Origin of the sequence: Oceanospirillum maris DSM 6286 (assembly GCF_000422865.1) — a bacterium.
Classification (GTDB): Bacteria; Pseudomonadota; Gammaproteobacteria; order Pseudomonadales; family Halomonadaceae; genus Oceanospirillum; species Oceanospirillum maris.
Genome location: NZ_AUGW01000011.1, coordinates 65,570 through 91,388, shown reverse-complemented (window position 1 = coordinate 91,388; position 25,819 = coordinate 65,570). Strand labels below are relative to the sequence as shown.

The window sequence follows — 25,819 nt, the reverse complement described above, 5'->3', positions numbered from 1 at the left end:
GATTTATTCGATTCAGACATCCGTCTGTTTATTTGATTCATCTTCTTCTTTCTCAGGAAAGAGGAAGCTTGCAATAACACCTAACGATAGAATCACGAGCACAACAATCAAACTGTGCGTTGGATCAATATTGTAGCCTACGCCAAAAATATGCAGACTGGCGTTAAGCGCTAGTTTTGCTGCGATAAAAAACAGCAGAAAAATAACGGCTTTTTCAAGATGTACTAAAGCATCTTTCATCGCTTCGAGTACAAAATAAAGGGTACGCAGACCCAGAATGGCAAAGATCATGGCAGAGTAGATAATAAGCGGCTCACGACTCACAGCAATGACCGCAGGTACAGAGTCAAATGCGAACATCACATCGCTAAGCTCAACGACGCCAACACACAAAAATAGCGGTGTTGCCATCCAATAAGCTTTGCTTCGATCATGATCCCCTTCCACCTTAGTCGACTTAACGAAGAAGTCATGACCATTCAGTTTTGGATATACCTTGAACCATTTTCGAGTCATTCGGCACGCAAGATGATCCGAGTAATCTTGGATCTCATCATCGTCACCACCAGCCCGAATCATCATAACGGCTGACGCAGCAACACCCAGAGCAAACAGCATTTCTACCCAAGGGCCAAATGCCAGTAGAGAAGTTCCGATAAGAACAAAGATCAAACGGAAAATAACCGCTCCGATCACCCCCCAGTATAGAATCCGGTGGCGGTACTGATCTGGCACGGCAAACCAAGACATAATGGCTGCAATAACAAAAAGGTTATCAATGGAGAGTGTTTTCTCTAGAACGTAACCCGAGATAAACAAGCTGCTCGTCTCTGAGCCGTGGGCGGCGTATAAATAACCAGCAAAGCCCATCGCCACCGCGATCCAGAAAAGCGACCAAAGTACGGCACTTTTCAACGGAATAACGGCATCCGTTTTATGGGCATAAAGGTCAATGGCAAGCGCCACAACAACAAAGGCAACGAATACCAAAATATCAATAGACATTAAATATCAAATTCCGAAGGATTAAGGTTGAGTGCAGAACAGAGTTCGACGAGCACTTTCTTTTCATCGGCATCAAAATCACCATCTGACTTACCGATAGAAATACCAACAAGCACCAATAGGCGCGCACTGCTTGGATCTTTAGCCACAGCTTGCTCGATCGCTTTAAGAGCCTCACCTTTACCGATAGACGCATCAAACTGAAATTTATCGGCAAAGTAGGTAAAGCGTTCGATCACTAGGTTTTGATCAAACACCTTTAGCGCTTCAGATTGACTCGCAAAACCGATCGTTTTTTGCTTTTCTTCCGAGGAAATATCACCATCTGCGGCGGCAATCCAGGCACAAACCCCCATCGCTCCATCTAGAAAAGTTTTGTTTTTATGTTTTGCAATCTCAGTGCTTACGTTCTGTGCAGCACCGGATATAGCGGACTTAACTTTATTAAAAAAAGACATTACTTACTTCCTTTTGTCCATTCAAGATTCCAACCGAATGCGCTATCGCAATCCTTATGGCCCTGAAAATATTCATTGATTCGTTCAGCTTCTACACGACCCGCTTTAACATTCAGTGCAGCCACGCAACAGAAGCTTTTATTTGCGACGCCATCCGTCAAGTGGGTTTCAATCGGGGGCATACCTGGAACGTGCAGGGTAAAAATACCTTGCGCCTTATCCCAGCTAGAAACGCCTTCATAGATGAACGCATAAAACATAATCCGCTTAACATCGTTAAGCTTACGCCCATTCACCAAAATCGACTCACCATCAGTCGATGTACCCGTCCGATCATCACCAAGTAGTTGTATATAGTCGCCCTCTCTAAACCTGTTACCGAGAGCTTGTATGATGGTTTTATCCCCATTAACAAATTCAACATAGGCACCCAAGTCAAGATCAATACCCTTACTAAAGAAACCCGTCTTGCCTTTTATCCAGTTCAGATTTGCTTTGATATCACCTAATGCCCCTGCAACCTTATCAAGATTAATTTTTGGTGATTGTTTAGTAAGGTTTATCTTACTCAAGTTCAATCGTTTATCAGTGGCTGGAGCGTCCTCAGGCTTGCTAGGGGTCTGGATATTGGTAGAGGTCTGGGTATTATTAGAAGCTGGCTCAGAAGCAGGCGGGGACTCAACTTGCACGCCAAAACTTTCTGCCAAAGGTTTTAGCCCACCATTAAAGCCCTGAGAAACACAGCGCATTTTCCACTGATTATTACGGCGATAGATCTCCGCAAAAATCAATGCAGCCTCTGTGCGACCTTCAGGGGAGAAGCTTAAGGTGTACTGATCATTGAAAAGTTTGAACAGAGGTTTCTGAGAAAAGTTTCCAGAATCTAATGTGCCGGTAATAGCCACTTTTTCAATAGAGGCCGGCATACAGCTTAAATCAAAATCAATTTTCTGACCGTTGATTGAAACCGAACCTTCAGGTGTTTTTGGTTGGCCATAAAAAACCATCCCCTCATCACCAAGAACCTTCCCATTACTGTCCAGCATAAAGATAGAAACATCCATTAACCCCAGCTCGCTAAACGTTAGCGAGAAACGATCTGTATCTATAGGGGCATTAGCGCCTGCCGTTAACTCCATTTAGACTCCCTGAGTTGCCGTCACATTTCGATGTGACATCAATGTATTACTCTTTAATTAGGCCGACTAAGATTAAATTCAAGCCAGCTTAGACTATGATTTTTGATTAAATTGACGGTTTTTTCTTCAAATTAACCACCGTCAAATACCGCTTCGGATTGATCCTATACAGTCAGAGTACAACCTTCGAAAAACGTTCAGTCACACCTTCAATTACCTATTAATAATCAGCTATAGCATCAATAGTGCCCGTGTTCCTATGACATTGCAATATGTAATATATTGACGTTATCATGCATGAAATTACATGATTTTTCCGCATTGGAGCCTACTATTTGGAGCCTAAAACCTTATGTCTAAGGTTACGTTATTTTTACAATATCAGGTTGTTTTGCCTTTCAGTAACACGTTCAGTCACTCCATATTAATGTCGGATCTTATGACGAAAGAGTTCATCTACGATGCACTGCAAAAAACCTTGTCCCGTACCGGTCAAAAAATCAATTTAGAGATCAAAAGCCCTTATGTAGACAGTCGAGGTGCAGAATTGATCATTAAGAGTCAGGGTGAATTTGTTCTTTCTAAAGCCATTAATGTATTGAAAGCAACTTCAAGCAGAAAATTAAAATCGATAACCATGCACAACGATTCAGTCTGGGGCAGAGGCTACAAAGCCGTGTCGGTAGGCGAAAGACTACCATTTGAGGACTTTATATCGTGAAAAGGAATACGCTTTCCTACCCCTTACAAACAGGGCTACTGGATGTAACCATTGAAAAAAAGCACCCTGCTGTAGAAAACCAAGAACTCTTTCGTATTGCGGAACGGTACAACCCTAAAAGAAGTTTTCTTTTTATCAGCACCGTACTTGGCAAGCATTACCCTGCAAAAGTGTCGGAAATGAATCAAGCATTCGAGCAACTCGCAGGACTATTACCTCCCGATATTGAAAATTATGCCGTTATTGGTATGGCCGAAACAGCGGTGGCCCTTGGCACCGGTATTTATCAATCCTGTGAAAACCGGTTTGGCATGGGCTTCTTTGCTACCTCAACTCGGCACCCTTTAAATTCAAAGCTCATTAGTAACTTTTCCGAACCTCACAGCCATGCGACAGAACATTGTCTATGCGAACCCAGTAATGCACGAATAGGCAATCATCTTGCATTAGTTAAAGATCTGATTCTCGTTGATGATGAGCTGACCACAGGTCGTACTATGAGCAATTTGGCTCAAGTTCTGCTAAAAACACGCTTTCAAGGCGTGCGCCGCATCTTTGTTCTCTCACTAACCGATTGGAGCCGTGGCGATCTAAATATCAATCTATCAAGTGGCACGGGATCGAATAATATAGAACCAAGCGACATCGAGGTTAACTTTCTTTCACTCATCAAAGGTCACTATCAATGGTCGCCTAATGGCAACTCATTCGACCTACCTAGCTTTATCGAAAACAGCGATCACTGCGCCTCTCGAATGGCCTCGATACAGTCACCTAGAAATTGGATCGACTCTTCTGACGCCTTAGAGCAACACCCTATAGCCGTCACCTCTTTTCTCAACGCCTTAAAACCCAAGCAAAAAGTTTTAATTGTCGGCACAGGGGAGTTTATGTCCAAACCATTGCGCGTTGCCCAAGAGGCAGAAAATCGAGGCGCAGAGGCTTATTTCTGCAGTACCACCCGCTCTCCCGCCATGTGTGGTAACGATAAAGGTTACTTCAAAAACTACGGCGTCACCTCTAGACTCGTCTTTTCAGACATCTACCTCAACCACGGCGCTAATTACCTCTACAACTATGACATTGAGGACTGGGATCATGTGCTCTTTTATACCGATGCCCTAGTCGACAACCTCTCTTGCGTCATGCTTAACGATATTAAAGCCAATTTTATTGCTAGTGAGTTTGACTTACAGGCGACTGCTTAAGGAACCGTTATGACCGATTCAGCTAAACGGATATCGACTGATATTTTGACGTTATCCGATCTAGATGACACCTTAGTAACAACGCGACGAAAAGCCTCTTTGGCCGGTAAAACCAACCCCGTTTTAATCGCCCAAAACAGCCTCCCTGAACGGGATACTGTGAGTACTCCGGCAATGGAAAAGCTATTCAAGCTGCTTTCCCGTAACAGTGTTTTTATACCTATTACAGGGCGCACGTTCGACAGCGCACTAAAAGTATTAAATGAAAAAGAGTTCACTCTGTTGATCTCTCATTTTGGTGGACATGCCTCTCTAGGAGGCGACGTTGACCCCGCCGCCCATGACATTTATCAAACATTCGTACAACGATGGAATACCCATGCCCATGATACCCGTACAACTCACCAACCTGATATCAACACACTATTTGACCAATTAACCGCCATTGATTCAGCCAATCAATACGGCGATCGAGTTAAATATAATCTTGCCCCTGACGGCCTAATGAACGAGCTTGTTGTTAAGAAGGATTTGTCCAAACTGTCGGGGCATATTGATGATGCTTTTGACGATTACCGAGCAAAAAGTGTTGAATTGATTGAATCACTGCACGGCAGTCTTGATCACAGTCCGTTTCTCATCCATCAAAACGGGAATAACCTCGCCTTTTATCTAAAAGAGATCTCAAAGCAAGAGTGTGTACATTCACTACTCAAGATTTTTGATTTGCAAAATACCTTAACAATCTCTGCTGGAGACTCCCACTCAGACCTTGGCTTTATGATGAAGGCTGATTTTTTGGTCGCGCCAACATCATCACAGCTTGCAGGAAACTTATAGATGACAACTGTATCCCAACGCCCATTCACCTCTCCCAGCTTTAAACATTCCGATATTGTCTTGCTGCTTTCGACCTGTACGGATGAGCCTGTCACTGTCGAGGAAAAAGAAGCGCTCGTCGCAAGCGGCGGTCATTACAGTGAGGTTTTTGTCAAAGAATCACCGCCTAGTGAGGCATTATTAAAAGCATTTAACTATGCGCTTTATGAGAACAAAGGAGCCGAGCGGCTGGCTCAGCATATTCAATATTTAGTATCCATTCTTGTTAAGGATTATCAGGTTAATAAACAAGACATTATTCTTATCTCTCTTGTTAGAGCTGGCGTGCCACTCGCCATACTCTTAAAGCGCTATCTCGACCGCTACCATCCGACTATTCCCACTCATCATTATGGTATTTCTATTATCCGTGGAAAGGGAATCGACAGCGCCGCACTAGAGTATATTGATAACAATCATCAAGTCGAAAATGCCTATTTTGTCGACGGTTGGACAGGGAAGGGCAGCATTTCTCAGGAGCTAAAAGAGGCATTATTATCGTCACCTTTGCCTTTTCAGTACCGGCTAATCGTCGATTCTGATCCCGCAGGAACCGCAACATTATCAGCGACAGAGGAAGACTGGTTAATACCATTCGGCCTTATTGGAGCACCTGTTTCAGGATTGTTTAGCAGAACACTTTGGGCTGACACGGGCTATCATAAAGCGGCTATTTTTAATAACTTGTTGGAGTGTGATTTAAGCGGTGAGTTCTTCGACGCGGTTGAAGGTGCCTTTACGCCTCCTGCAACAATTGCCAACAATGTTATTCGCGATGGAAAAACCACTCGACCTGTTGCAGATATCATTAACCAGTGCCTGTCTGATTTTGATTTAGAATCACCCCATAAGATAAAACCGGGTATCGCAGAGGCCACCCGAGCAACTCACCGAAGAACACCACGGTTAATTATCCTTAAAGCGCGTAATCAAACAGACACGACCTATATTGAGCAGACCGCCAAGGAAAAGGGCATTCCCATACAGATCGGCCTAACCGGCGGCATGGGGCCTTTCAAAGCGATAACAATTTTAAAATAGAAAAGGCTTTATATTTTAGTGAACGATTCAATCCAGTCGTGTTCCACTTAGAGCTGGTGTCCGAAAAATATGTCACTATTCATAATGAAATGTTTGGCATATATCTGAGCATAGACTCATAGCAACGGCTCCGCAGCACCCCAAAAAAACACCTAACAAAAACCCAACAGGTAAACTTATGATTAGAATTATTTCTTTTGTATTCCTCACCCTGATAGCGTCTTCCTATGCGAATGCTGAAAGCAGCTTAATCACACTTGAAAGTAAATATTCTGCTAAAGAAACAGCCGACAGGTTTGAGAATATCATCAAGAGCAAGGGCTTAACCCTATTTGCTAGAATTGATCATCAGAAAAATGCCGCCACGGTAAACCTAAAGCTCAGGGCAACAGAGGTCATTATTTTTGGCAATCCTTTGGTCGGAACACCTTTAATGCAATGCGCACAATCTGCGGCGATTGATTTGCCACAGAAAGTTCTTATTCACGAGGATTCTGAGCAAAGAGTTTGGTTGTCTTACAACAATCCTGAATATATTCAAAAACGACATGATATTCAGGGCTGCGCCAAAGTTATCAATAAGATTTCAAACGTCCTAAGCAACCTAAGCGCAGCGGCTGTTTCTAAATAATAAGTCGATATTGGCAACAAATATCGAGACTAATTTAGCGCATTTTAATCTGGATAAGAATCTGATTATAGCTATCATACGCGACGAAAATAGAAGCAAAAAAAAGCCCAGCCTAAGGCTGGGCAAATCAGGTGTTAGAGAATTAAACGGCGTCCAGCACCTTACGAAAAATAGTCAGTTCCTCTTCAGAAAATGACCCAAAGACCTCTTGTTGCCGCTCGTGAGCGACATTCCATAGTGTTTCTGCCTGCTCAATTCCAGCTGAAGTCAGCGTAAGTTGCTCTTCATTTTCCGTCAGCCATTCCTTGCGACAAAGGATCTCTACCGCAGCATGCAAATCATTATCTGGCATACCTATACGCTGCTCCAGTTCACTGGAAGAAAGCGTTCCAAAATCATTCAAGGTTAGCAACATCCGAGCTTCAATCGTGCGCAAACCAGTGGACATCTGCATCGGTTGATAGCTGGCTTGGTAACGTTTTACGGCCTGAATCATCTGATAGTAGAGATTATCAGCTAAGCGTTTTTCATTCTTAGCCTTGCCTGCATCAGTCGCTTCAGATTCTTTTGGTTTAGCCCCTGCGTGGGGAATCACCGCAGAATAAGCACCGCCATGATAAAGCAAAGGTGCGCGACCAATATCATCATAAGCAACTACTTTTCCGATCAAAATCCAGTGATCACCACCATCTACTTTCTGGTAGTTCTCACACTGAAAACGAGCAGAGCAATCTTGTAGTAAAGGCGCACCACCAATGCCTTTTTCGTAATTTATCCCAGAAAATTTATCATCAGACGGGCGGGCAAAATGATTCGATAGCGGGATTTGGTCAGCGGCTAACACGTTAATGGCAAAATGGCTGGCATTATCAAACACCTCAACACTGCCGGAGGTTTTCATGATGCTCCACAGTACCAGAGCAGGTTCAATAGAGACCGAGTTAAAGCTGTTAGCCGTAACACCAGTTTGTACGCCATCAGGGGTACAGGCGGTTATAACCGTCACACCCGTGGCAAAATTACCAAGTGCGCGACGAAAGTCACGAGGATCAAAGGATGAAGTCATGGTCGGTATCCTAAATTGAAATAATGGCGTCTGACGCGTTACAGCAAACTTGGGTCAGGTTCTAAACCCAGTAGCTCACGACCAATAATTTGTGCGCAAACATCATAGTCGGTGTAAGCATGGGCTGCGGTCATATTAGACTCACGCCATAGCCGCTGACCTTCACGGTCTACATACCAGTTAGAAGCCCCCATGACGGCCCAAAGACGATTTACTGCTTCAACACACATTTTGATCGCGTAGGCTTGATTCGTACGCCAATGGGCAAGAGTATACCGGTCAGGGTATTCGTGGCGTTCGCCGTACTCTTTATGTTCATCCCATGTTTTTTCAAGGAAGGCTCGGGCGGCACACACTTGCTGATAAGACTCAGCAATACGCAGTATCGGCGGCACAGAACCATCGACCTTAGCACCGGTGTAAGCACGTACACGGTTCTTTGTAAGGTCTTTGTAAACCTCTATCATGCGCTCAGCCACACCTAAACTCATAGCGGCAAAGCCTGATGCAAAGTATGGGCGATAAGGCGAGTGATAAATCTTACTATCAGGGTAAAGGTCACGTCCCTTATGACGGCCTTCCATCATATCTTTGGCCACTTGAATACGGTGTTCAGGCACAAATACACCGTCAATGTGTGCTGTTTTAGTACCAGAGCCTTGCATTGCAACGGAATACCAATCATCAATAATAGTGAACTCGCTGCGAGGAATCACCGCAAAGCTATAACATTTCTCATCATTAACCATGCGGTTTAGGCCAACAATAATCCAATCTGCATGATCGACACCGGAGCTCCACTTCATATCACCGGTAAAGATGATGCCGCCATCGGTTTCTTCGTATTGACCAAAAGGTGCGATGGAAGAGGAGGCAACCGCATCTGGATTTTCGCCCCAAAACTCTTCTTGTGCTTCTTTGCTGAACATCGCCATTTGATGATTATGGGTACATAGCAAACTGTAGGACCAAGCTGTTGAACAGCAGGCTCCAGCCAGTGCCGCAATGCAATGGGTGAATTCTGGCAGGGATATTTCTAGGCCGCCGTAAGCTTTCGGTAGAAATGCTCGGTTCAAACCGATGGCATGCAGCATGTCGATATTTTCTTGAGGAATTCTGCGTAGCTCTTCGGTTTTGGTAGCATTGGCACGGATCGCTGGAAGGATTTCCTGGAGCTTATCAAGCATAGGATTATTCTGTGTCATAGGACTGTACCCATTGTTAATTGTTGTTATATCAATCAGCATTTCAGCCTAGGGCTAAGCCCCTTTTGCTTTATTAGGCTTATTATGGACACAACATCTTCGGGCAAACATGACATTTTCTCGCTAAAAATGGCACTTTTCTTTTTCTCTGATCTTAAGCAAAACGATAACCAAGAGCGATAAATCAAAAATGCTATACGAGGCCCTTTGCTAAAACGGTAAAGATGTTTTGCTATCCACCGACAATCACCGCAACAATCGTATAAAATAGTCGACATCTGTACTGGAGATTCCCATGACTATCGCTGCATCAACATATACATCAATAACAACAAAACACTTAATCCCCTTAATAAAAGCGCTGCCAAAGGCTGAGTTACATCTACACATTGAAGGCTCTTTTGAGCCGGAGTTGATGTTTAAACTAGCCCAGCGCAACAACATCACCCTAAGTTATGATTCGGTTGAAGCCTTAAAAGAAGCCTATCAATTTAATAATCTACAGGAATTTCTGGATCTCTATTATCAGGGCATGAATGTACTGCAAACACAGCAGGATTATTACGATCTAACCCGTGCATACCTTGATAAGGTTCACCGTCAAAACGTACGTCATGTTGAGATTTTTTGGGACCCACAGGGGCATCTTGAGCGCGGCATCGACTTTGCGACTCAGATCACGGGTATTTTACAGGCACTAAAAGAAGCTCGTAGCCAGCAAGGTATGAGTTACCGCCTGATTATGTCGTTTTTGCGTCACCTGTCTGAAGAGAGCGCGTTTGAGACACTGGAACAGGCAAAGCCTTATCTGGATGAGATCTATGCGGTAGGCTTAGACTCTTCAGAGCAAGGCCATCCGCCGGAGAAATTTGAACGCGTCTTTGCCGCCTGTCGAGAACTGGATCTAAAAATCACCGCCCACGCCGGTGAAGAAGGGCCACCAGACTATGTTTGGCAGGCTCTGGATCTGTTACAGGTTGACCGGATTGACCACGGTAATCGCTCTCTTGAAGATCCTGCACTTGTCAAACGTCTGGCAGATAGTCAAATGGTACTCACCGTTTGCCCGCTATCAAACTTGAAACTACAGGTGGTAAAAGACCTCGGCCAGCACCCTATTCCAGCTATGTTAACGGCAGGTCTGAAGGCTACGATCAATTCTGATGATCCGGCCTATTTTGGTGGCTATATGGACGAGAACCTGATTCAACTGCAGCAGGCTGTCGGTTTAAATGCCGAGCAGATCATCACGCTGGTACGTAATAGCATTACCGGCAGCTGGGCAGAGGAAGAGCGGAAAGTAGAGTTATTAGCAGAGCTGGACAAGGTCGTCAGTCAATTTTCTTAATCCATAAAAAAAGGCTACCGGATTAACTGTCCCTGCAGTGAATTCGGTAGCCTTTTTAATGCTTTTTGATCTGCGGTCTTAATCCGTTGCGACATATGAAGGTTAATCATGATTCCACCCTACCTCGTAGGGATTTAATCTGCCCACGCTGATTCTTTTTATCCATTCGTTTTCGTTGTGAGTTACGGCTCGGTTTAGTCGGCCTACGACTCTTTTCGATACGAGTGGCCTGCAAAATCAGCTCTTTTAGCCGCTCTAGAGCATTTTCTCGATTCTTTTCTTGAGTCCGAAACTGCTGCGCTTTAATCACCAAAACGCCCTCTTTACTGATTCGACTGTCTTTTATACCCAGTAAGCGTTCTTTGTAAAACGCTGGCAAACTAGACGCCGGAATATCAAAACGAAGGTGAATAGCAGAAGAGACTTTATTAACATTTTGACCACCAGCACCTTGGGCACGAATGGCGTGCAGCTCTATCTCATCATCAGGGATAGAAACAGCATTTAAGATTGGTAACACCTTGGTACTCCTACAGTATCGGGATGCGTACGTTACGCCCAATTGCCCATAAGTCAATGGGTATAATAAAAAGCGCACCTATAATTTATATGACAATTTTTATAAGTGCGCTAAAAAGATGACGATCAAAAGCGGCTAGTGCTGATGTTTATAACGATCAATCACCGCATCCATGCCCGCAACAATCATTTCTGATAACTCGCAAACCTTACGATAAAGCGCCTCTGCCTTTACCTGATCCCCTGCATCTTTCGCTTTTACGATCTGTTTGATTAACTCATGCATCTCTTCATGGGGACGCTCAATCGCTTTTAAATCAAGCTCTTGACTACAGAAGTCATGTCCTTCTCCATAATACCAGTGGCCAAAATCACAATCATGGGCTGATACTGCTTGCTGCATAGAAATACTGCCACTGCCATCAAGGAAGGTGCGCAGACGCATCTTCCACGCTTGGTGTGCGCTTCTGGCCACAGCCAATTCTGTGGCAGGGTCTTTACTCACTCTAAATCGCCGCACGATGGTCATCAAGCTGGTCAACTCAGTTCCCATTGAGGAAGAACCCACCATAATACGCCCCGCACCACGAGCCGTTTCATCTGCGCCATCAGCAATGCTTACTACGCTGCGATTAATATCATCAGAAACTTGGCTTTGCTCTTCAGCGGCGCTAGCAATCTGATACACCGTATCGTTAATCTGCTGCATACCCTCCGCAATAGCCTGTAGCGCCTCACCAGAGGCGTTAGCAACGTCGACGAGCTCATGAACATGCTCTTGACTGTGATTAATCACATCGGTTGTTTCTTGAGTCACAGCCAGTAGATCACCGATCATATTATTGATCTGCCCAGTAGCCTCTTGAGTACGCCCAGCTAAAGAGCGCACCTCATCAGCAACCACCGCAAAACCACGCCCTTGCTCTCCGGCTCTGGCCGCTTCAATAGCGGCATTAAGCGCCAATAAATTCGTTTGCTCTGCAATACCGTGAATAACATCCAAAATCGTATGAATCTCAGAGGTCTGCTGATTAACACGAGTAATCATGTCAACCGTAGAGCCCACATTTTCTGCCATCTCATGAATCGTGCGAATGCTTTCTTGTACCGTTGAGTAACTTTCCTGGGAGCGAGAACTGGCCTCTTGAGTAAAGGTTGAAGTGTTAGCCGCATGGTGGGCGACTTCTTGTGCCGTTGCCGTCATCTCATTAACAGCCGCCGCCACTTCTCCAGTGTTTTCCTGCTGCTTACGCGTCAATTCAATAGAGCGCTCCGTGATATCGAACAACTCAGAACCTGAACTAGAAACGCTAGCCACAGACTTCATTAGGGATTTTACCAAGGACTCAATATTATCGATAAAGTGGTTAATCGACTCAGCAATTTCAGACAGTTCATGCTTGCCTTCGATAGCGAGTTTGTGGGTTAAATCACCATCGCCCTCTGAAATATTATCAACGGTAACCCTCATCGCCTTAAGCGGCTTAGTAATACTACGAGTAATGGAAACCGCTAGCACTAAACCAATAACAATAAACAGTGATGCCACTAAAATTGAGTCCCGCACCGAACGGTCAAGCATCACTAAATAGCTATCACGATTCATAACAACTTGAACAACCGCTGTAGGCTCACCAGAGAAATCCTTTAAAACCGTACCATAAACCGCTAAATCACGTTTGCCATCAACGAGTTGATCAAAAACGGCCTCTCCCGATAACACGCGCCGTAAGTCGCTTTCAGAAAGCAGTACGGTATTACCCAGGGTCGAAGCATAGGTTTTCAACTGGTTTCCCTGTAATCGCGATACCACGTAATCCGCACCACTATTCACCTTCGCTTGATCAAAGAAAAACTGACCAAGGGAAAAACCGAACTCAACAGTTCCCCAGTGTTGGCCGTTCACCTGTACTGGAGATACACCTCTAATACCTAAACCTGCAACACCATTTTCAATCCCGCTAATCACTTTTTGCTCACGGTTAGCCATCACCACAGTATCGCGAAAGCGAGATAGGTCATCGCCAAACTTCTCTAGCTTATGCACACGAAAATAAGAGGTTGCAGGGGGTTGATGAAACTGAAACTGGCGCAGGCCAAAATGCTGCTTCAAATATTGAAAAGCAGGCAAAGTGCTCAACTCAAGACGATTACGGTCATCGCCAGCCAAGGCGGCCTGTACGTCTGGCTGCTGAGCAGCATAAGAAGCCAGAGCAGAGGCTAACCGTTCTTCCTCGTGTACTTTATCCTGTAGCTGATTAAAAAGGCTCACCAGCTCCCGCTGTTCTGCCTCCTGAATAATCGCCTTCATATCAACCAATAACAGCGGAATAACAATACCGCACACCAGAAGAATGAAAAGGACAAAGCCTAAGATCAAACGTGTTCTGATCCGTAAACGATTCAGCATAGAGCCTCACTTGCATACCAGCTAAATAAATAAAGCTTAATATTATAGAGGCATGCCACGTTACGCAATTTTACTTTATAAATAAATCACGATCTTTTCAGAGGGTCTAGTAGGGTTTCTAAGCCATGAATTTGTAGCTCAAGCATTAGCGCTAATAGTTTGCCTAACTCGCCTTTGGGGAAACCCTGCTTGCTAAACCACAGTAGATAAGGTTCTGGCAGATCAGCTAATAATCGCCCCTTATATTTACCAAATGGCATCGGCATACGGGCCAATGTAACAAGGTCATTTTGATCAAAATTAAGTTCAGGAAGCATTAAAATTCTCTAATCACCGTAAAATAAGGATAGAACGTCAACATAGGCGGTCTATTGTCACATGCAGATCATGCTAGGCTGTTGTTAACCAATATTTGTTAACCAATATTCGCTTAAGGAACACATATGAAAAAAAACACCGTACTGGCTTTTGATGTCTACGGCACTCTAATCGACACTCAAGGGGTATTGGCAGCACTGGCTCAAGTAATGGGTGATGCTGCACCAGCATTCTCTAAACAATGGCGTGAAAAACAACTGGAATATTCTTTTCGTCGAGGCTTAATGCGCGATTATGTCGACTTCTCCGTTTGCACACGTAACGCCCTTGATTACGCATGTTTGGCCTTAAAACAACCGCTAGAAGAATCAACCCGCCAAGAATTAATGGCCGTTTATAAAACCTTACCCGCTTTTCCCGATGCATTAGCCGGTCTTAAGGCAGCTAAAGAGGCAGGCATTACTTGCTATGCTTTTTCAAACGGTAGCGCCAGCGCAGTAGAAGGTTTATTACAACATGCCGGCATTCTCGATTATTTTACAGGGGTTATTAGCGTTGAAAGCCTACAAACCTTTAAACCCAATCCAGATGTTTATCAGTATCTACTGAATACCGCAGAAACTAAGGCTGATAATGCTTGGCTAATCTCCAGTAATCCCTTTGATGTACTAGGCGCGCTCAACCACGGTATGAAAACAGCTTGGGTCAAACGCTCAGATGAGGCAATTTTTGACCCTTGGGGCGAAGAGCCTACCGTGGTTATCAGTAATCTAACCGAGCTGGTTAGCAGCGTTGACAGCCATCTTATATAACAACCTTAACCGTTAAAACGTTTGAGCTATAAAAACATGAGCTAATAAAAAACGGCAGCCTAGGTTAGGTAGACTGCCGTTCTTCGTTACATATGGCTATAAACTGTATGCCTTTCGAAGCAATCAATCTATGCTTGTTGATCCAGCTTCAGAGTACTCAATGTACGCTGGCGAATCTCTTTTAGCATATCGGCTTCTTCCGTTAGGTTGTGACCGTAGGATGGAACCATCTCTTTGATTTTTTCCTGCCAACCATCAGACGCCAGGCGGTCTTTAAAGCATTTCTCAATAATACCAATCATGGTATTTACTGAGGTTGATGCCCCCGGAGAAGCGCCTAGGAGAGCGGCCAGTGAACCATCTTCCGTAGTAATCGCTTCAGTACCAAACTCCAACTTGCCTTTGCCCTTTTCATCTTTCTTGATGATCTGAACACGCTGGCCTGCCATCGCTAATTCCCACTCATTATCTTGAGCTTCTGGGAAGAAGTTACGCAAAGAGTCGCAGCGAGCACTGTGGGACTGACGTACTTCACTGATCAGATACTTAGTCAGATCCATGTTTTTCATACCAACCGACATCATGGGCAGTAGGTTGTTTGGACGGATACTGCTAGGTAGATCGAACAGAGAGCCTTCTTTCAGAAACTTCGTAGTAAAGCCAGCAAAAGGGCCAAACAACAGCGCTTTCTCGCCATTAATAATACGGGTATCAAGGTGTGGCACAGACATCGGTGGCGCACCAATTGGGGCCATACCGTAAACTTTAGCCAAATGCTGATCTACGATTTCTGGCTTTTTACAAACCAACCACATGCCGCTAACAGGGAAGCCGCCGTAACCCTTACCTTCTTTAACGCCTGATTTTTGCAACAATGGTAACGCGCCGCCGCCAGCGCCTAAAAAGACAAAGCCAGCATCAATTGTCACATGGCTGCCATTTTTATCTTTTAAACTCACTTTCCAGCGGCCATCATCGGTTTTATCTAAGTCTTGAACATTGTGACTTAGCAACAACTCAAAGCCGTCTTGGGCTTCAAGGTGTTTCACCATATTACGAGCAACCGAGCCAAAATCAACATCAGAACCATAGCGAACACGGGTCGCGGCAACAGGCTCAGAGGCATCACGGTTTTGCATAACAAGGGGCATCCACTGACGAATCACATCGTGATCTTCAGAGTATTCCATATCGGTAAAGGCTTGTGACTGCTGGAGTGTTTTGTGACGAGTGCGTAAGAATTGTACATTTTTCTCTCCCCAAACAAAGCTGCAATGGGGAGCGGGATTGATAAACTTATCAGGGGAAGGCATGGCCTTCTGTTCAACCAGATAGGACCAAAATTGCAAGCTGACCTCAAAGGCCGAATTGATTGCAAAAGCCTTGTTGGTGTTCACGCTACCATCGGCTTGCTGAGGCGTGTAGTTCAGCTCACAGTAAGCAGCATGTCCCGTACCGGCGTTATTCCAACCATCGGTACTTTCGCGAGCTACGTGGTCAAGTCGTTCGACCATAATCAAGTTAATGGAGGGATCTAGCTGCTTCAACAGCATCCCCAGGGTCGTGCTCATCGCACCAGCCCCTACTAGCAACACATCTGCAGTTTTTGCGGTCATAGAGCTTTGCCATTCGTCAGATTGTTGGGATTGAACCGACACCAGAAAATTAGCTTTTGGCTCCCCTGTCTGGCTAATTGTTCAGTCAGGCAGAGTCTCTGGATATCCCTTTTTAGTTATAATCTAGGGTAAACAAGGTCATCTCTAGGATCAGATGAACAATGAGACATTTTGTCTAAATTACCCTGCGGATGGCGCAGAATTATACGGATTCTATACAAAATGTCTTGGGGTAAAATTGGTTAATTTGTTATCAATTAGCCGAATATTACCTCTAAAGTCGTAGCTTTAAGTACTTGTATTTAATAGATGACTCTCTTTTACCCAACTGGTTTCTGAGCGAACTATTTTTTGTCTCATTTCGTCAATAACATCGGAGGAATCCTAGAACAAAATCGATTAATATTTACGGGCTGATTTAGCCCTGATTTTATCAATTATAGGCCTTTGTATTAGACCTTTGTTAAGGAACTTGTTATGTCGATTGAAAGCGCAGTGACATTTTTCCTCGCCATATTTATTTTTGGTATTACACCTGGCCCAGGTGTTTTTGCAATTTTAGCGAAAGGAATGATGTTTGGTGCTCGCCGCTGCTTACCTCTTGCTGTCGGCATGATTGCCAGTGACATTGTCTATCTGGTGCTGGCTTGTTTAGGTCTTGCGGCTGTAGCTGAACACTGGGGCGGATTATTTACGGCTATTCGCTATCTGGGAGCCGCCTACTTGCTTTATCTAGGTTATAAGATGTTTACCAGTAAACCTAACGTAAGCGAACAGGGTAACGCAGGGGTTGATCAGGGCGTTATTGCAGGTCTTATTCAAGGCTTTTTAATCTCAGCCTCAAACCCTAAAGTTATTTTATTCTATATCGCTTTTTTACCAACCTTTATGGATCTGACCGTATTAACGTCTCAAGATATTTTGCTCGCCTCGGCACTGACCTTTATCGCCCTACTGGCAGGCCTTATGCTTATCGCCAGCTTCGCCGCTTGGGCCAGCAATGCACTACGCTCAGAGCAATCCGTAACACGCCTCAATAAAGGCGCAGGCGGTATCATGATGAGCGCAGGAGCTTATTTAGCATTGAAGGGGTGATCTTTAGTGCTGACGAGACCATCTTTAGTCTCGAAGAGATCGTCGTCAGCATCTTATATTTTAAATTGGGCTCTTGGGTTAGGAGTCACTACGAATAGAATTAACCACAAATCCGATCCCGGCCAAGTTCTTTTGCCTGATACAATTTATCATCAGCGTGTTTTACCAACTGCATAAAGCAGTCTTTCAAGTCAAAGAAGTCTTCCTCTGGAAAATAACTTTCTCCAAGTGTTGCAACACCGGCAGAAATAGTTACTTTCAAATCCTCTCCACCGAGCCTTATTTCATGTTTCCGTATGCTCTCGATAATTCTTTCTGCAAGAACACGGGCACTATTTAAGTCTGTATTGGATGCCAGAACAATAAACTCTTCACCGCCAAAGCGCCCAACCATATCGCAGGACCTGACTTGAGCTTCGATCAACTGAGCCACGTTCTTTAAGACGATATCACCAACATCATCGCAGGACCTGACTTGAGCTTCGATCAACTGAGCCACGTTCTTTAAGACGATATCACCAACATCATGACCATAAGTATCATTAAAATGCTTAAAGTGGTCGATATCTAACATGATAACCGACAGTTTTTGACTGTACCTTTGATAGTGGCCAATTTCCATTTCGGAGCGATAGTCGATACTGCGCCGATTAAATAGGCCTGTAAGACTATCGTGCATGGCTGCTTTTCGCAGTTGGGTTAATAATTGATTACGCTCGGTGACATCAAAGATAATCGAGTGGTAATAGTGCTGATCGCCCAACTCCACAGTACCGGTGTACACTTCTACATCTCGAATATCACCATTGGCAAGACGGTGCTGATAGCAGCCATAATCTCTACCCTCTGCCTGCGTTTTTGCGAACTCTTCACGTAGCTCAGTCAAAGACAGCATATTCACCTGATCAATAGTCATCTGACATAATGATTTTCTATCGTAGCCGTAGAAATTTTGCGCAGCGGAGTTTGCATCAATAATTCGACCACTGTCAGGGTCAACCAAAAACTGTACTGCCCGGTTTGATTCAAAAATTTGCTGGTACAGTTTTTCTTTATTTTCAATAGCCAGTTGCAGCTCTATTTGCTGGGAAACATCCTGTACAGTGCCCAGTACTTTATCCAGCTTTCCTGTCTCACTCAGTAATGCCTGCATACGGTTGCGTATATAAATAACCACGCCGCTATGAGAAATAATCCGATGGGTTAGGTTACAAGATACTCCCATCAATGCTTTTTTGAAGCATTCTCGAACCTCATCCTGATCATCTTTATGCACCTGCGACATAAAGGCGTTGTAACTCATACTGCTCCCAATCGGTAGGCCAAAAACCCTGAATACTTCTTCGGAGCAATCCAGCGTCTCCGATTGACGGCCCCATTGCCAATGGCCTATATGTGCAACTTTTTGAGCCGTTTTAAGCTGTTCCGTGCTATCAAGCAACGCTTGGGTTTTTTCTTCAACTTGGTGTCTTAAATGACGAGTATATAGCCGAGTCAGTACCGCCATTACAAGCATGATAAAAACAAAGCCGATCACGCCGTAGAATAGGTAATGTCGCTTAGTTTGCTGGTAGGTCAGGTAGGCATCTGTTCGATCAAACCAAAAAGCGATATAACCTACACGGCTACCCAATTGACTGCCACCCGCCTGACTACCTTTATAATCAATCAGGGGCATCAAGGTAAAACCATAATATCGATCATCTAAGTGATAAATCATCGCTTTATGGTTATGCTCTTCATTGATCTTATGATCAAACATCGACATTTTAATAAGAGAGCTAAGTTGTCCCAGTCTCGACTCCGCCTCTAAATAACAGTCACACTCAGGGATGACGCCGCCAAACCGTTTCTTAATAAAATCGGGCCACATCGCCGCATCAACATGGTCTCGATTAAGCAGAACCCCAGCACCAACATCTTGGACACGATCAAAAATATCCAGCACGGTATGAAAAGAAGTTCCTACTTCAAGGGCCCCCACATGAACGTCTTTCCCTGTATTCTTGTCCTGAGCAAATACAGGTACAACACCCCGTAGCCCGGAATACACACGCCCAGTTTCAAAGCCATGAACAGGCTGCTTTGTCTTGTTAGTATCGACAATGGTGAAACGTAAGTCATCCATATGGTCGCCGTATTTTTCCGGGCTGTGTACCCGTAGAAAACTCAAGGAACCAGGGCCAAGATGGAAGTGCAACTGCCGTACATCAAAACGCTGCTGTACTTTGCTCCAGCTAGGAGCAACCGAGGCATAAAGCGCTTGCCGAAACCACTGTGCAGCCTCACCACCGGCATCACCACCTTCGGCTTCTACGGCTAACTTACCGCTATAGAAAAGCTGCTGCACCTCATTACTACTACCAATAAAGGTCGCAATCATCTCCATATTTTTATAAGACCGCTCCAGCAGGCTATTAAAACTTTTTTCCAACACCTCTGCGTCCTGCTCTAGAGTGTGATAGAAAGTGTCTTGATTGATGCGATAAGCAGAATAAACCAATCCTGCGCTCATCAATGCCACTAAAATACCGGCAAGAAGAAACAAGCGATATTGAGTGTATCCTGTAAGAAAACAAAACGATAACGATCTAAATTTCAATAATGGAGCATGCATTCAGAGATGTTTCCTGCAGAAATAAATAAAAAAAAAGTCGCTAAATCCTACATATCTGCATACGATAATAACATTCCCGAACCAGAACAAGCTATCGGACAGACAGGCTAAACAGTCAGTTTAATAATCAACACCAACCCACCATCTAGATGATTTTCTGCACTAAGCGTACCGCCAAGTCGTTCAACCGCGCGCTTAGCGATACTCATCCCCAAGCCATAACCTTCACCATGGCCGCCGCTACCTCGCACAAAAGGAATAAAAAGCTCTTCTAGTAATCGATCACTAACACCTTCACCATGATCGCGTAGGGTAATCACAACCTGCTGCATCTCCTTATGAGCACTAAGCTCTAACAGGCTTTCAGATGGCGTGTACTTTAAAGCGTTTTCTATGCCATTGCGTAACGCTCGACAAAGTAGGTCTCGGTTGAGGCTAAGACTTAACCCCTCAGGCTTAATCTTTAGCGTGACCGGTCTTTCAGGCTGACTAAAATGAAGATCACCGGCAAGCTCTTCAAATAATACCGAAACTGAAAAAGCATGCCCTACCTTCTGTGCTTTTTCTAACCGACTGTATGAGAGTATCTCCGCGATTAGGCCATCAAGTCGCTCACATTCTCGGTTAATACGCGCGGCAAGCGGACTATCTTGACCTAACTGCTGCTCTGCGAGACCCGCACCAACCTGTAGTCGCGCCATCGGCGCCCGTAGTTCGTGGGAAACATCCTGTAATAGGCGCTGCTGATTTTGTAGTGTTTTTTCAACATAGTCCGCCATCTGGTCAAACTCTCGGGTTAAATCCCCGAGTTCGTCCTGTCGCTGGCTAAGTTTTTCAGAAGCTCTCGCGGTTAAGTCACCCTCATGATAGATACGATGCACATGCTTACTCAATTGTTCAATCGGGCGAACCAGCACAATACTCAAAATAAAGGCAGACAGCGCAGCGGCAGCTAATACCAGTACCATTTGCACAGAAAGTAAGTAATGGGTAAAGCGTTCCATACTGGCAAATGAAGGCGGCAGCTCAATAATCAATCGGTACACTCGCCCTGAATCCGCTTGAATATCAAGGGTAAACGCATTTCTTAGTGCTTCGTGGGGTGGGCCAACCAGTTTGTCGCCCAAGGCACCATCGTCCGTTAGCTGATAAAGCCAAACAGGTGGTTGAGGCCGTCCTGAGACGGCCCCTAGAATGTTACGAGGCTCCTCCCGAGGAAAAGCATGACGACCCGACTCTTGCCTTGGCTCAGGCGGTAACATCCAAAGAAATCTGTCGATATCTTCATCCATCAAGGTGTCCGTATTACCATACGTTGATTGAACCTCCTCATATTGCTCAATCAATATTGCTGCTTGAGATTTAAACTGAGTGCCTATGATATGTTTCCAACGAGCTTGATCATCACTACTAGCAACCAAAATGAAAACGCTCACCATTCCTAGGGCACTGACCAGCCAAACCGTCAGAAATATCTTCCAAAATAGCTTTTTTAAACGCCACATGCTCAACGCATTCCTAGTCTATTAGATCTGAAAGCACAAAAATATAACCCTGACCGCGTACCGTTTTAATCAACTCTTTCGGTACACGAGGTGTATGAGCAAAACTCTTAGCCAGTTTTTGCCGAACACGACTAACATGCACATCAATGGCACGATCATAAGCACTAATTTCACGGTGCAATACCCAGCGAGTCAACTGATCTTTGCCTAAAACCTGCCCTGCGTGCTGCATTAAATAAGCTAAGACATTGAACTCCGCGCTGGTCAGATCTAACGGTTCGCCGTTAACCGTAACATCACGGGTTGTCGGGTTAAGTGAAAGTCCGGCAACCGTCATCGCCGTATCGGGCAACCGCCCTTCTAATGGCGCTTGATGGGACAATCGGCGTAATACAGCACGAATACGAGCCAACAACTCCCTAGGGTTACAGGGCTTGCCCAAATAGTCATCGGCTCCCATTTCTAAACCAAGGATACGATCAATTTCATCGCCACGACCGGTAAGCATAATCACCGGCAAGGTATAGCGAGGGCGTATCTGTTGTAGTAACTCTAAACCAGACATACCTGGCATCATAATATCCAGCACAACTAGACCGTAGCTTTGACTTTGCAGTTTTTCTAGAGCCTGCTGACCATTGTAGGCACACTCAACCTGATAATCTTCAGCCGATAAATATTCACTCAGTAAGCTACAGAGCTCACGGTCATCATCAACTAATAAAAGACGCTCACTTGGCATAGGAATTCCTCAATAAGGGGTTTAAGTATGATACAAGGATTCATCGACTAGATAAGAAGGATAAGCCTTAGTTTTACCTAACTTTACATCGGTGTATCACAACTTTGCGTCCCTTTTGCTCATACTCTTTTTAACTATTGTGAGAACAGTCTTCACCGATTGATGAAAAGAAGGATATAACCATGGTTATCAGCAAAAAGAACCTATTGGCAATGGCAAGTGCTACTCTTGTAGCACTTACTCTAAGTACAACCGCTACTGCTCACCCAGAAGCCAATCCACCGATGCCGTTTGACCCCATTCAACCAGAGCATTGCCCGCAAGGTCATCCGATGGACGGCCATCCACAAAAAGCCCTGCCTAAAAGTGGCCACGGGCCGGAAAATCACGGTGATAAAAAAGATTCGGATGGTAAGCCGCCAGCACATAGAGAGATGAATGCAGAAAACCGCGACGACGTGATGCAGAAGCGTCTTTCAAAGACTCAACGATTTCTGGATTTAAGTGATGCGCAAGTCGTTAAGCTAAAAGCGTTGTTTATAAAGCATCAACCGACGCCACCCGAACCACCGCTATCGGTTCTATTGCGTCAAAGACTTGGACAGCTAGACCCTCTGGCAGATAACTATCAAGCACAAGTGGATACCTTTATTAGCCAACAGCAGCAGGAAATTGCCCGTCATATTCAAGATCAGGCCACATTTAGAAAAGACCTGTTTCAGCTTTTAAATCCAGCACAACGTAAAAAGCTAGAGGCGATTCAACAGAATCATCCAGCGCCACACGAAAAGCACGATTAACTGCAAAACAGGCATCGACCAGCGGCAATACCATTTAAGCGGCATTTTATTGCCGCTTTTTTAATTCCTCTTTTTGCCGGTATAAAAATAGGGCCATAACAGCAGCTTAAGCAAACCCCAACCGATAATGTAAAGAGTGTAAAGAAAGTGCAATTCTTCTTTTGAATGCAAAGAAAGGTTAAGAAACACCAAGTAATGAAAAGAGATTCAAACCTTTGTTTCTATTTCACTTTTAGGCATTGGCCTTGCTCCTATACAAGGGCACAGAAACACTCAATCAAAGGAGTTACACATGAGTATTAATGGCATTCAAAGTACCAGCATGGACTCGATGCAACAGATGCGTAAGCCACCATCTGCCGAAGAGATGGCGGGTCGCATGGCGCAGTCTGTTGAAGATGGCGATGTCGATTTAGACACGCTGATCGAGAACCTGGAAAGTCGTTTCGGTGAAGACGCAACAACCGGTCTAATCGCAGAAGACGGCACTTTAGATGTTACCGCCCTGACAGATCTGCTGGCAGCTAATGCTCCAGAAGAAGGTCAAGGTAAACCTGCTGGAGGTCCACCACCACCGCCGCCACCATCAAGCGATAGCATGTCTTCTACCGAAGAGCTTGAAGCAAAATTGGTTGAAGAATACGGCTCTGAAGCTGCCTCAGCCATCTTTACTGAAGATGGCATCGACTTTGAAGCCTTAACAGACCTACTAACCAGCGGTGAGTCTGAAGAAACAGGTTTCTTGTTGAACGTAACAGGTTAATCAAACGAGACAGGCTAGTCGAACAAAACAGGTTAATGTTGGCCTGTAGCAATAAGCCTCAACAGACAGCACCTGTTGGGGCTTATTGCATTGTTTATGATCAAGACGCTGCAAAATCCTTTAACGCATCACCGGTGAGGCGATAACCCACCCACTCATCCTGAGGCTTAGCACCAAAAGACTCATAAAAGTCGATAGAAGGCTTATTCCAGTCCAAAACGCTCCATTCAAAACGACCACAGTTTTCAGCAACCGCTTTTTCTGCCAGATGCTTTAAGAGTGCTTTACCTGCGCCACAACCTCGGAAGTCTGGCGAAATATAAAGATCTTCCAGATAGATACCGTACTGCCCAAGCCATGTTGAGAAATTATAAAAATAGATGGCATAACCGGCTATTTTTTCATCAACTTCACAAATCAAACCATAGGCTTTTGCTTGCTCACCAAAAAGCGCATCGCTCAGTGCTTGTGGAGTCGTTTTAACCGCATCAGGTTCTTTCTCATACACCGCCAATTCAACAATGTAATCATAAATCTGGTCAATATCAGCCTTATTGGCCGTACGGATCTGAACTGTCGCCATAAAATCCTCTCCAAAAAGATCACGCTCTCAACACAACCCAAACGAACGTGAAACATTAAAATAAACTAATAAAAAAGCCGCTTCATCAGCGGCTAAAAATCCAGAGAGACAGGAAGAGCGTCCTCTCTGAGAAAGTACGATCTAAATAAAAACTATCGACTAGTTATCTGCCCCAGACGTATCACGGGGTAGGAAGGCGTATTTTTCCCATAGATCATAACCTTTACGGAATCCGTTAAGATCTGTCCACACTTTTTTAAAGAAAGCGTTCTTTTCGCTCTGTTCAGAAACTACTTCGCCCCACGCTTTATTGTACGCCGCTAGAATATCATCACTCCAATAGCGGATTTCAACACCATTTTGCTTGGCATTGGCCAGTACTTCAAACTGCTTTGCTTCACCTTCTGCTAAAGAATCTGCGACCACAGCTTTACAGGCGGTTTCCAACAAAGATTGCTGCTGGGTGTTCATTTTTTCCCAAACATCTTTATTGATTAATAGCTCCTGCATGGATGTTTGCTGATGCCAACCAGGGAAGTAGTTGTATTTGACAATTTTCTGAAAGCCCAACATCTGATCAACTTGAGGCAGAGAGAACTCTGCTGCATCAATGGCGCCTTTTTCTAAAGCGCTAAAAATTTCTGCCGGTGGGATTTGCACCGTACCCACGCCCATTTTATCCATAACATTGGCACCTAGACCGTAGAAGCGCATATTCAAGCCTTTAAGGTCTTCAACCGTATCAATGGGTTTGGCAAACCAGCCGGAGGTTTCCGGTGGGATCATGCCGCAGGGGATAGCATGTACATGATAGCCGGAGGTGTCGTACATCTCTTGATGCAATTTACGGCCATTACCGTAATACATCCAAGCCATAAATTCGCTGGCTTCGGGGCCAAAGGGTACCGAAGTAAAAAACGCCGCCGCCGGCATTTTACCCTGCCAGTTTGCAGACGCAGCAAAGCCTGAATTAACTTTACCGGCAGAGACCGCACCAAGAATTTCAGATGGCGCGATCAGCTTACCTGGCTCATAAATTTTCATACGGATAGCACCACCGCTGGCGGTGTTAAGAATATCAGCCAATTTAACAATCGGCGAACCAACGGCAGGTAGCTTCGTAGGAAATGCAGTGGGCGTCTTCAGCATCAGTCGGTCGGCCGCAACGGCCTGTGTTGCGGCTAATCCTGCCGGTACTAAAGCAGCGGTCAGGGTTACTGCTTTGGTTAGCGTCTTAAGGGGTGATTGAGTATCCAAAATCATGTGTGCTGCTCCAGCATCCGTTTTTACTTAGGGTTTTTGATGTTTTCTTATTATGTCGTTTTTATTGTCTTGCTT

At 44.7% G+C, this 25,819-nt stretch carries 24 protein-coding genes; 10 read left to right on the top strand and 14 right to left on the bottom strand.

The features are described 5' to 3' along the window. Positions 1–12: 12 nt before the first annotated feature. Genes G517_RS0104265 through G517_RS0104255 form a run of 3 tightly spaced genes read right to left on the bottom strand, consistent with a single transcriptional unit; the run spans position 13 to position 2,602 of the window. The gene (locus G517_RS0104265) at positions 13–1,005 is read right to left on the bottom strand and encodes a TerC/Alx family metal homeostasis membrane protein (protein WP_028303387.1); all 993 of its coding nucleotides are present in this window, start codon (positions 1,003–1,005) and stop codon (positions 13–15) included. After that, the gene (locus G517_RS0104260; protein WP_028303386.1) at positions 1,005–1,463 is read right to left on the bottom strand and encodes a tellurite resistance TerB family protein; all 459 of its coding nucleotides are present in this window, start codon (positions 1,461–1,463) and stop codon (positions 1,005–1,007) included. Before G517_RS0104260 ends, G517_RS0104265 begins: the two co-directional genes overlap by 1 nt. Then, entirely contained in the window at positions 1,463–2,602 is a 1,140-nt protein-coding gene (locus G517_RS0104255; RefSeq protein ID WP_028303385.1) for a TerD family protein, read from the bottom strand. The genes G517_RS0104260 and G517_RS0104255 overlap by 1 nt, the downstream gene beginning before the upstream one ends. Positions 2,603–2,954: 352 nt before the next feature. Here G517_RS0104255 and G517_RS0104250 point away from each other — a divergent pair, with 352 nt between their 5' ends. From G517_RS0104250 to G517_RS0104230, 5 genes are all read left to right on the top strand, one after another. Then, a complete protein-coding gene (locus G517_RS0104250) occupies positions 2,955–3,323 on the top strand; it encodes a transposase (protein WP_028303384.1) in 369 nt (122 codons plus the stop codon). Next, on the top strand, positions 3,320–4,531 hold the full coding sequence (locus G517_RS0104245) for a phosphoribosyltransferase domain-containing protein (RefSeq protein WP_028303383.1): 1,212 nt from the start codon (positions 3,320–3,322) through the stop codon (positions 4,529–4,531). The genes G517_RS0104250 and G517_RS0104245 overlap by 4 nt, the downstream gene beginning before the upstream one ends. A gap of 9 nt (positions 4,532–4,540) precedes the next feature. After that, positions 4,541–5,371, top strand: coding sequence for an HAD hydrolase family protein (locus G517_RS0104240; protein WP_028303382.1), 831 nt, complete (start codon positions 4,541–4,543; stop codon positions 5,369–5,371). Next, positions 5,372–6,451: a cysteine protease StiP domain-containing protein gene (locus G517_RS0104235; RefSeq protein WP_028303381.1), complete on the top strand. Its 1,080-nt coding sequence runs from the start codon at positions 5,372–5,374 to the stop codon at positions 6,449–6,451. Positions 6,452–6,629: 178 nt separating this feature from the next. Next, positions 6,630–7,082: a DUF302 domain-containing protein gene (locus G517_RS0104230; protein WP_028303380.1), complete on the top strand. Its 453-nt coding sequence runs from the start codon at positions 6,630–6,632 to the stop codon at positions 7,080–7,082. Between the two features lie 142 nt (positions 7,083–7,224). Here the strand turns inward: G517_RS0104230 and G517_RS0104225 are convergent, their stop codons facing one another. After that, positions 7,225–8,148, bottom strand: a complete 924-nt coding sequence (locus G517_RS0104225; protein ID WP_211224234.1) for a p-hydroxyphenylacetate 3-hydroxylase reductase component — start codon at positions 8,146–8,148, stop codon at positions 7,225–7,227. Between the two features lie 38 nt (positions 8,149–8,186). After that, on the bottom strand, positions 8,187–9,353 hold the full coding sequence (locus G517_RS0104220; protein WP_028303378.1) for a p-hydroxyphenylacetate 3-hydroxylase oxygenase component: 1,167 nt from the start codon (positions 9,351–9,353) through the stop codon (positions 8,187–8,189). Positions 9,354–9,648: 295 nt separating this feature from the next. Here G517_RS0104220 and G517_RS0104215 point away from each other — a divergent pair, with 295 nt between their 5' ends. Continuing rightward, positions 9,649–10,701 carry an adenosine deaminase gene (locus G517_RS0104215; protein ID WP_051206019.1) on the top strand — a complete coding sequence of 351 codons (1,053 nt, stop codon included), beginning with the start codon at positions 9,649–9,651 and terminating at the stop codon, positions 10,699–10,701. Between the two features lie 106 nt (positions 10,702–10,807). On the opposite strand, the gene arfB is transcribed toward G517_RS0104215, so the two are convergent. The 3 genes from arfB to G517_RS0104200 form a co-directional block, all read right to left on the bottom strand. Next, positions 10,808–11,221 carry an alternative ribosome rescue aminoacyl-tRNA hydrolase ArfB gene (arfB, locus tag G517_RS0104210; RefSeq protein WP_028303376.1) on the bottom strand — a complete coding sequence of 138 codons (414 nt, stop codon included), beginning with the start codon at positions 11,219–11,221 and terminating at the stop codon, positions 10,808–10,810. Positions 11,222–11,356: 135 nt separating this feature from the next. Further along, positions 11,357–13,630, bottom strand: coding sequence for a methyl-accepting chemotaxis protein (locus tag G517_RS17670; protein ID WP_051206016.1), 2,274 nt, complete (start codon positions 13,628–13,630; stop codon positions 11,357–11,359). Positions 13,631–13,716: 86 nt separating this feature from the next. After that, positions 13,717–13,947: a DUF3820 family protein gene (locus G517_RS0104200; protein WP_036590337.1), complete on the bottom strand. Its 231-nt coding sequence runs from the start codon at positions 13,945–13,947 to the stop codon at positions 13,717–13,719. Positions 13,948–14,073: 126 nt separating this feature from the next. On the opposite strand from G517_RS0104200, the gene G517_RS0104195 reads away from it, so the two are divergent. Continuing rightward, a complete protein-coding gene (locus tag G517_RS0104195; protein WP_028303374.1) occupies positions 14,074–14,760 on the top strand; it encodes a haloacid dehalogenase type II in 687 nt (228 codons plus the stop codon). A gap of 128 nt (positions 14,761–14,888) precedes the next feature. Here the strand turns inward: G517_RS0104195 and mqo are convergent, their stop codons facing one another. Next, on the bottom strand, positions 14,889–16,418 hold the full coding sequence (gene mqo / locus G517_RS0104190; RefSeq protein WP_281167497.1) for a malate dehydrogenase (quinone): 1,530 nt from the start codon (positions 16,416–16,418) through the stop codon (positions 14,889–14,891). A 435-nt stretch (positions 16,419–16,853) separates the two neighbouring features. Here mqo and G517_RS0104185 point away from each other — a divergent pair, with 435 nt between their 5' ends. Continuing rightward, positions 16,854–17,471 (top strand): LysE family translocator, encoded by a 618-nt coding sequence (locus tag G517_RS0104185; protein ID WP_028303372.1) that lies wholly within the window; start codon positions 16,854–16,856, stop codon positions 17,469–17,471. Positions 17,472–17,571: 100 nt separating this feature from the next. Here G517_RS0104185 and G517_RS0104180 read toward each other — a convergent pair whose 3' ends face one another. The 3 genes from G517_RS0104180 to G517_RS0104165 form a co-directional block, all read right to left on the bottom strand. Continuing rightward, entirely contained in the window at positions 17,572–20,019 is a 2,448-nt protein-coding gene (locus G517_RS0104180) for a sensor domain-containing diguanylate cyclase (RefSeq protein ID WP_028303371.1), read from the bottom strand. A gap of 176 nt (positions 20,020–20,195) precedes the next feature. Further along, positions 20,196–21,593, bottom strand: a complete 1,398-nt coding sequence (locus G517_RS0104170) for an ATP-binding protein (RefSeq protein WP_028303370.1) — start codon at positions 21,591–21,593, stop codon at positions 20,196–20,198. A gap of 13 nt (positions 21,594–21,606) precedes the next feature. Beyond that, positions 21,607–22,335: a response regulator transcription factor gene (locus G517_RS0104165; RefSeq protein ID WP_028303369.1), complete on the bottom strand. Its 729-nt coding sequence runs from the start codon at positions 22,333–22,335 to the stop codon at positions 21,607–21,609. A 182-nt stretch (positions 22,336–22,517) separates the two neighbouring features. Here G517_RS0104165 and G517_RS0104160 point away from each other — a divergent pair, with 182 nt between their 5' ends. Beyond that, complete coding sequence (locus G517_RS0104160; protein ID WP_028303368.1) at positions 22,518–23,135, top strand: hypothetical protein; 618 nt, start codon at positions 22,518–22,520, stop codon at positions 23,133–23,135. 292 nt (positions 23,136–23,427) lie between these two features. Next, positions 23,428–23,898 carry a hypothetical protein gene (locus tag G517_RS0104155; protein WP_028303367.1) on the top strand — a complete coding sequence of 157 codons (471 nt, stop codon included), beginning with the start codon at positions 23,428–23,430 and terminating at the stop codon, positions 23,896–23,898. 100 nt (positions 23,899–23,998) lie between these two features. Here G517_RS0104155 and G517_RS0104150 read toward each other — a convergent pair whose 3' ends face one another. Continuing rightward, entirely contained in the window at positions 23,999–24,481 is a 483-nt protein-coding gene (locus G517_RS0104150) for a GNAT family N-acetyltransferase (RefSeq protein ID WP_028303366.1), read from the bottom strand. Between the two features lie 159 nt (positions 24,482–24,640). Then, positions 24,641–25,744 (bottom strand): TRAP transporter substrate-binding protein, encoded by a 1,104-nt coding sequence (locus tag G517_RS0104145; RefSeq protein ID WP_036590335.1) that lies wholly within the window; start codon positions 25,742–25,744, stop codon positions 24,641–24,643. Positions 25,745–25,819 lie beyond the last annotated feature (75 nt).